Source organism: Streptomyces sp. (assembly GCF_036566765.1).
GTDB lineage: Bacteria > Actinomycetota > Actinomycetes > Streptomycetales > Streptomycetaceae > Streptomyces.
Window position 1 is genome coordinate 1 of the sequence record NZ_DATCVQ010000594.1, and the last position, 7,056, is coordinate 7,056.

Sequence of the window (7,056 nt, forward strand, 5' to 3'; positions counted from 1 at the left end):
GCGCAGTCTCCCGGCCCGGACCGAGGGGCCGAGCCCCCCGCCTCCGGCCCGGGGGCCGACACCCCCGCCCCGCCCCCGGCCCGGCGGGCCGACGACGCCCACGCCCAGGGCTGGGCCGCACCCCCCACCGCCCCCGCCCCACCCGACCCCGAAATCCCCCGGGATGACCGGAATCTCGTGTTCTCGATCGTCGGCGGGCTGCTTCTCGTCTTCCTGCTCGTCATCGTTCTGATCGCGGTGCGATAGCGGTCCGCCGCCCGGCTCGGCCAGGATGGGCGCATGGGATTCCATGTCGATTCCGAGACCGGGCGGCTGCGCCGCGTCATCCTTCATCGCCCCGATCTGGAGCTGAAGCGGCTTACTCCGACCAATAAGGACGCCCTGCTCTTCGACGACGTGCTCTGGGTCCGCCGGGCCCGGCAGGAGCACGACGGGTTCGCCGACGTCCTGCGCGACCGCGGCGTCGCCGTCCACCTCTTCGGCGACCTGCTGCGCGAGACCCTCGAGCTGCCCGTCGCCCGCGCCCTCGTCCTCGACCGGGTCTTCGACGAGAAGGAGTACGGCCCCCTCGCCACCGACCACCTGCGCGCCGCCTTCGAGGCGATGGACACCGGCGAGCTCGTCGAGGCCCTGATCGGCGGCATGACCAAGCGCGAGTTCCTGGCCGGTCATCCCGAGCCCAACTCCGTCCGCTTCCACGTCATGGACCTGGACGACTTCCTGCTCGGCCCGCTCCCGAACCACCTCTTCACCCGGGACACCTCCGCCTGGATATACGACGGCGTGGCGATCAACGCGATGCGGCTGCCCGCCCGGCAGCGCGAGACCGTCCACTTCGAGGCGATCTACAAGCACCACCCTCTCTTCACCGGCCCCGAGGCCGGGACGTTCCACCACTGGACGGAGGGCCAGGCCGACTACCCGTCCACGATCGAGGGCGGCGACGTCCTCGTCATCGGCAACGGCGCCGTCCTCATCGGCATGAGCGAGCGCACCACCCCGCAGGCCGTCGAGATGCTGGCCCGCGGCATGTTCGCGGCGGGCTCCGCCCGCACGATCGTGGCGCTCGACATGCCGAAGCGGCGCGCGTTCATGCACCTGGACACGGTCATGACCATGGTCGACACGGACACCTTCACCCAGTACGCGGGCCTCGGCATGCTCCGCTCGTACACCATCGAGCCCGGCGTGGTCGGGCAGACGCTCCAGGTCAGCGACCATCCGCCGGAGCAGATGCACAGCGCGATCGCGGCGGCGCTCGGCCTCACCGAGATCCGGGTGCTGACCGCGACGCAGGACGTGCACGCCGCCGAGCGCGAGCAGTGGGACGACGGCTGCAACGTGCTCGCCGTGGAGCCGGGCGTGGTCGTCGCGTACGAGCGCAACGTCACCACCAACACCCATCTGCGCAAGCAGGGCATCGAGGTGATCGAGATCCCGGGCAGCGAGCTGGGCCGCGGCCGCGGCGGCCCGCGCTGCATGAGCTGCCCGATCGAGCGGGACGCGGTGTGAGCAGACGCGGTGTGAGCAGACGCGGTGTGAGTACCGGAGGCGCCGAGCAACGGAGGGGGCGTGTAGTCCACGTCACTGTATAGACATGCTGAGCTTCGTATAGAATTCCACGGTTGCCCCTCAGAACCATCGGAAATCAGGAGCGCCCCCATGGCCACTGACCTCATCGGCCGCCACTTCCTCAAGGAGCTGGACTTCACCGCCGAGGAGTTCCGCGGCCTGATCGCGCTCGCCGCCGAGCTGAAGGCGGCCAAGAAGGCCGGTACCGAGGTCCAGCGGCTGCGGGGCAAGAACATCGCGCTCATCTTCGAGAAGACCTCCACCCGCACCCGCTGCGCCTTCGAGGTCGCCGCGGCCGACCAGGGCGCGCACACCACTTACCTCGACCCGGCCGGTTCGCAGATGGGGCACAAGGAGTCGGTGAAGGACACGGCCCGCGTGCTCGGCCGGATGTTCGACGCCATCGAGTACCGGGGCGACAGCCAGGCCGCCGTCGAGGAGCTGGCCTCGTACGGCGGCGTCCCGGTCTTCAACGGGCTCACCGACGACTGGCACCCCACCCAGATGCTCGCTGACGTGCTCACCATGACCGAGCACTCCGACAAGCCGCTCACCGAGCTGGCCTTCGCCTACCTCGGCGACGCGCGCTTCAACATGGGCAACTCGTACCTGGTCACCGGCGCGCTGCTCGGCATGGACGTGCGGATCGCGGCCCCGAAGGCGTACTGGCCGGCCGAGGAGATCGTCGCCCGGGCGCGGGAGCTGGCCGCGGCCAGCGGCGCGCGGATCACCCTGACCGAGGACGTCACGGAGGGCGTGCGCGGCGCGGACTTCGTGGCCACCGACGTGTGGGTCTCCATGGGCGAGCCCAAGGAGGTCTGGGACGAGCGGATCGCGGCCCTCGCGCCGTACGCGGTGACCATGGACGTGCTGCGGGCCACCGGGAACCCGGACGTGAAGTTCCTGCACTGCCTGCCGGCCTTCCACGACCTGGGCACGGCGGTCGCCCGGGACGTGCACGCGCGGCACGGGCTGAGCGAGCTGGAGGTGACGGACGAGGTCTTCGAGTCCGCGCACTCCGTCGTCTTCGACGAGGCCGAGAACCGGATGCACACCATCAAGGCCGTCATGGTCGCCACGCTGGCGGGCCCGGCCGCGTAATCGACGGGATCAGGCCGCCGGCCGTCGCTGCGCCGGCACCCGGGGCAGGCGGAACCAGACCGCCTTGCCCCGGTCGGTCGGCCGGTGACCGCAGTCCGAGCTGAGCGCGCGGATCAGCAGCAGGCCCCGGCCGTCCTCCTGCCACGGGTCCGGATGCTCGGCCTTCACGGCCGGATCCGGGCAGATCAGCTCGCCCGGCCGGGCCGGCAGTGCATCGTGCACCTCGACGTGGCAGTCGGTCTCCAGGAGTTCCACGACCAGCTCGATCGGGCCCGATCCCACGGTGTGCTCGACGGCGTTGGCGACCAGTTCGGCGGTGAGCAGTTCCGCCGTGTGCTCGCACGGCCCGGAGTCGAGGTCGGCGAGCGCGGTGCGGACCAGGGTGCGGGCGAGGGGGACGGCCGCCGTGGTGTGCGGGAGCTCGATCCGCCAGGGGGTGGGGCGGGAGCGTGCGTCCATGACGGGTCCGTTCGGGCTGGGGGAGGGGTGGGGCGTCGCCGTCGTCCATGACGTCCCGGTTTCAACCTTACAGACGGCGATGCGGGCTCCCAGAGGCGGGCGTCCGTCGTGGAAGGGGACCTTCGCCCCTGCCCCGAATCGCGCGCCCTCCGTGCTGTATCGCGTGATCGTGACGACAGTCACGGTAGAGTGATACGCTCCCGGAAGGTGACCCGCCCCAGCACGCTCGCCCGCACAGGGAGGCCGTCCGCATGAGCCCCTTCACCGGATCCGCGCCGCGCACCCAGGAATGGCGGCATCTCCGACTCGCCGTCGACGACGGGGTCGCCACCGTCACCCTCGCGCGCCCCGCCAAGCTCAACGCGCTCACCTTCGGCGCCTACGCCGACCTGCGCGATCTGCTCGCCGAGCTCTCCCGGGAGCGCGCCGTCCGCGCCCTCGTCCTCGGCGGCGAGGGCCGCGGCTTCTGCTCCGGCGGCGACGTCGATGAGATCATCGGCGCGACGCTCTCCATGGACACCGCCGAGCTCCTCGACTTCAACCGGATGACCGGCCAGGTCGTCCGCGCCGTCCGCGAGTGCCCCTTTCCGGTGATCGCCGCCGTGCACGGGGTCGCCGCAGGCGCCGGGGCCGTCCTCGCGCTCGCCGCCGACTTCCGGATCGCCGACCCCACCGCCCGCTTCGCCTTCCTCTTCACCCGCGTCGGCCTCTCGGGCGGCGACATGGGGGCCGCGTACCTGCTGCCCCGCGTCGTCGGCCTCGGCCACGCGACCCGGCTGCTCATGCTCGGCGAGCCCGTCCGGGCCGCCGAGGCCGAGCGGATCGGGCTGATCAGCGAGCTCACCGAGGAGGGCCGGGCGGGCGACCGCGCCGCCGAACTCGCCCGCCGCCTCGCCGACGGGCCCGCCCTCGCCCACGCCCAGACGAAGGCGCTGCTCACGGCCGAGCTCGACATGCCGCTCGCCGCCTCGGTCGAGCTCGACGCCGCCACCCAGGCGCTGCTGATGAACGGCGAGGACTACGCCGAGTTCCATGCCGCCTTCAGTGAGAAGCGCCCGCCGAAGTGGCGGGGGCGGTAGCGGTGTCCGGGCCGGAAGCCCCCCGTCCGCTGCGCATCGCCGTCGTCGGCGGCGGCCCCGGCGGGCTGTACGCCGCCGCCCTGCTCAAGCGGCTCGACCCTGCCCGCGAGGTCACGGTCTGGGAGCGTAACGCCCCCGACGACACGTTCGGCTTCGGCGTCGTGCTCTCCGACGAGACCCTCGGCGGCATCGAGCACGCCGACCCCGAGGTGTACCGGGCGCTCGGCGAGGAGTTCGTCCGCTGGGACGACATCCAGATCGTGCACCGGGGCCGTACGCTCACCAGCTCCGGGCACGGCTTCGCCGCCCTCGGCCGCCGCCGGCTCCTGGAGATCCTGCACGCCCGCTGCGCGGCCCTCGGCGTACGGCTCCGCTTCCGCACCGAGGCCCCGCCGGCTGCCGAGCTCGCCGCGGACCACGACCTCGTCGTCGCGGCGGACGGGGTGCACAGCCGCACCCGCGAGGACCACGCCGACGTCTTCCGGCCCCGGATCACTGCTCACCGGTGCCGCTACATCTGGCTCGCCGCCGACTTCGCCCTCGACGCCTTCCGCTTCGAGATCGCCGAGACCGAGCACGGCGTCATGCAGCTGCACGGCTACCCGTACTCCCGCCCGTCGCCCGACCACCACCCCTCAATTTTGCCCTCCGGGCCGCAGAGTTCTTCTGGCTCCTCCACCGTCATCGTCGAGATGCGCGAGGAGGTCTGGCGCGCGGCGGGCTTCCACGAGATGGACGAACGGGAGTCCACCGAGCGCTGCGCCAAGATCTTCGCCGAGACCCTCGGCGGCCGCCCGCTGCGCGGCAACAAGTCCGCCTGGACCGCGTTCCGCACCGTCGTCAACGAGCGCTGGTCCCACGGCCGCACCGTGCTGCTCGGCGACGCCGCGCACACCGCCCACTTCTCCATCGGCTCCGGCACCAAGCTCGCCGTCGAGGATGCCCTCGCCCTCGCCGCCTGCGTGGAGGAGCAGCCCACGCTCGACGAGGCCCTCGCCGCGTACGAGGCCGAGCGCCGGCCCGTCGTCGAGTCCACCCAGCGCGCCGCCGCGGCCAGCCTGCGCTGGTTCGAGGAGCCGGCCCGCTACCTCGACCAGCCGCCGCGCCAGTTCGCGTTCAACCTGCTCACCCGCAGCCGCCGGGTCACCCACGCCAACCTGCGGCTGCGGGACCCGCACTTCACCGACACCGTCGAACGCGACTTCGGCTGCCCGCCCGGCACCCCGCCCATGTTCACCCCCTTCCGGCTGCGCGAACTGACCCTGCGCAACCGCGTCGTCGTCTCGCCGATGGACATGTACGTCGCCGAGGACGGCGTTCCCGGCGACTTCCACCTCGTCCACCTCGGCGGGCGCGCCCTCGGCGGAGCCGGTCTCGTCATGACCGAGATGGTCTGCGTCAGCCCCGAGGGCCGGATCACCCCCGGCTGCACGGGCCTGTGGACCGACGAGCAGGGCGCCGCCTGGACCCGGATCGCCGATTTCGTCCGCGCGCAGGCCCCCGGCGCCGCCCTCGGCGTCCAGCTCGGCCACTCCGGCCGCAAGGGATCCACCCAGCGGATGTGGGAGGGCATCGACCAGCCGCTGCCCGCCGGAAACTGGCCCCTGAGCGCCGCCTCGCCGCTGCCGTACCGGCCCGGTGTCAACCAGACCCCGCACGCCCTCGACCGCGCCGGGCTGGCCGCCGTGCGCGAGGACTTCACGGCCGCCGCCCGGCGCGCCGCGCGCTGCGGCTTCGACCTGCTCGAACTGCACTGCGCGCACGGCTACCTGCTCTCCGGCTTCCTCTCCCCGCTGACCAACCACCGTGCCGACGCCTATGGCGGCCCCGTCGAGAACCGGCTCCGCTTCCCGCTGGAGGTCTTCGACGCGGTGCGGGAGGTCTGGCCCGCCGACCGGCCCATGACCGTACGGATCTCCGCGACCGACTGGGCCGAGGGCGGCACCTCCCCCGAGGACGCCCTCACGATCGCCCGCGCCTTCGCCGCGCACGGGGCCGACGCGATCGACGTCTCCACCGGCCAGGTCGTCCCCGAGGAGCGCCCCGAGTACGGGCGCTCCTACCAGACCCCGTACGCCGACCTGATCCGCAACACCGTCGGCGTCCCCGTGATCGCGGTCGGCGCGATCTCCTCCTGGGACGACGTCAACTCTCTGCTCCTCGCGGGCCGGGCCGACCTGTGCGCCCTGGCCCGCCCGCACCTGTACGACCCGCACTGGACCCTGCACGCGGCGGCCGAGCAGGACTACGCGGGCCCCGGGGCCCCCTGGCCCGACCCGTACAAGGCGGGCAGCCGCCGCCCGCCGACCGGCCGCACCGACGCGCCCAAGCCCCGGCTCAGCCTGACGCCTCGCCCGTGAGGCAGGCGTGACAGAGGCAGGGGTCGGGGTGGGGTCCGGCGTGGTACGACTGCCGCTGCTCGCGGGCGATCCGGTCGAGGGTCTCCGCCAGGCGTTCGGCCGCCTCCCGCCCGACCGGGAGCCCGTCGCACCGCCGCAGCACCGCGGGCGCGTGGACGAGCTTCGCGCGGAAGGTGTGCAGGTGCCGAGTCGAGGTGTCGATGCTGATCCACCGGCCGGTGTGCCGGCCGCGGCCCACCGTGGTCAGCTGCTCGTTGCCCATGCCGGGGTAGGTGTCGACGACGTACACCTTCGCCCCGCCCCGGTACGCCTTCGTGCCCGGCCGCAGCTCCTGCCCCAGGTCGCCCCACCGCCGCCACTTGACCACGTTCGCGGCCACCAGCCACGTCGGCTCGTACGTGCTCTGCGGCTCCTCGGTCACGACGGCAGCCACCTCGGCCACCACGGCGGCACATTGCTGCTCGGGCAGAGCCCGGAGTCCCCGG

6 protein-coding genes and 1 pseudogene are annotated in these 7,056 nt (G+C 72.9%); 5 read left to right on the plus strand and 2 right to left on the minus strand.

Going from position 1 to position 7,056, the window contains the following annotated elements:
- The 3 genes and pseudogenes from VIU94_RS34445 to argF form a co-directional block, all read left to right on the plus strand.
- Positions 1–246: pseudogene (locus tag VIU94_RS34445) on the plus strand (hypothetical protein); the annotation flags it as partial.
- A gap of 33 nt (positions 247–279) precedes the next feature.
- On the plus strand, positions 280–1,512 hold the full coding sequence (locus tag VIU94_RS34450; RefSeq protein WP_331917705.1) for an arginine deiminase: 1,233 nt from the start codon (positions 280–282) through the stop codon (positions 1,510–1,512).
- Between the two features lie 150 nt (positions 1,513–1,662).
- On the plus strand, positions 1,663–2,673 hold the full coding sequence (argF, locus tag VIU94_RS34455; protein ID WP_331917707.1) for an ornithine carbamoyltransferase: 1,011 nt from the start codon (positions 1,663–1,665) through the stop codon (positions 2,671–2,673).
- A gap of 9 nt (positions 2,674–2,682) precedes the next feature.
- Here the strand turns inward: argF and VIU94_RS34460 are convergent, their stop codons facing one another.
- Positions 2,683–3,132, minus strand: coding sequence for an ATP-binding protein (locus VIU94_RS34460; protein ID WP_331917709.1), 450 nt, complete (start codon positions 3,130–3,132; stop codon positions 2,683–2,685).
- 251 nt (positions 3,133–3,383) lie between these two features.
- Here VIU94_RS34460 and VIU94_RS34465 point away from each other — a divergent pair, with 251 nt between their 5' ends.
- Together VIU94_RS34465 and VIU94_RS34470 are read left to right on the plus strand one after the other, a co-directional pair.
- Entirely contained in the window at positions 3,384–4,211 is an 828-nt protein-coding gene (locus VIU94_RS34465) for an enoyl-CoA hydratase family protein (RefSeq protein ID WP_331917711.1), read from the plus strand.
- Complete coding sequence (locus VIU94_RS34470) at positions 4,196–6,571, plus strand: bifunctional salicylyl-CoA 5-hydroxylase/oxidoreductase (RefSeq protein ID WP_414721060.1); 2,376 nt, start codon at positions 4,196–4,198, stop codon at positions 6,569–6,571. The genes VIU94_RS34465 and VIU94_RS34470 overlap by 16 nt, the downstream gene beginning before the upstream one ends.
- Here the strand turns inward: VIU94_RS34470 and VIU94_RS34475 are convergent.
- A complete protein-coding gene (locus VIU94_RS34475; RefSeq protein ID WP_331917715.1) occupies positions 6,549–6,992 on the minus strand; it encodes a hypothetical protein in 444 nt (147 codons plus the stop codon). The genes VIU94_RS34470 and VIU94_RS34475 overlap by 23 nt on opposite strands.
- Between the last annotated feature and the right edge of the window lie 64 nt (positions 6,993–7,056).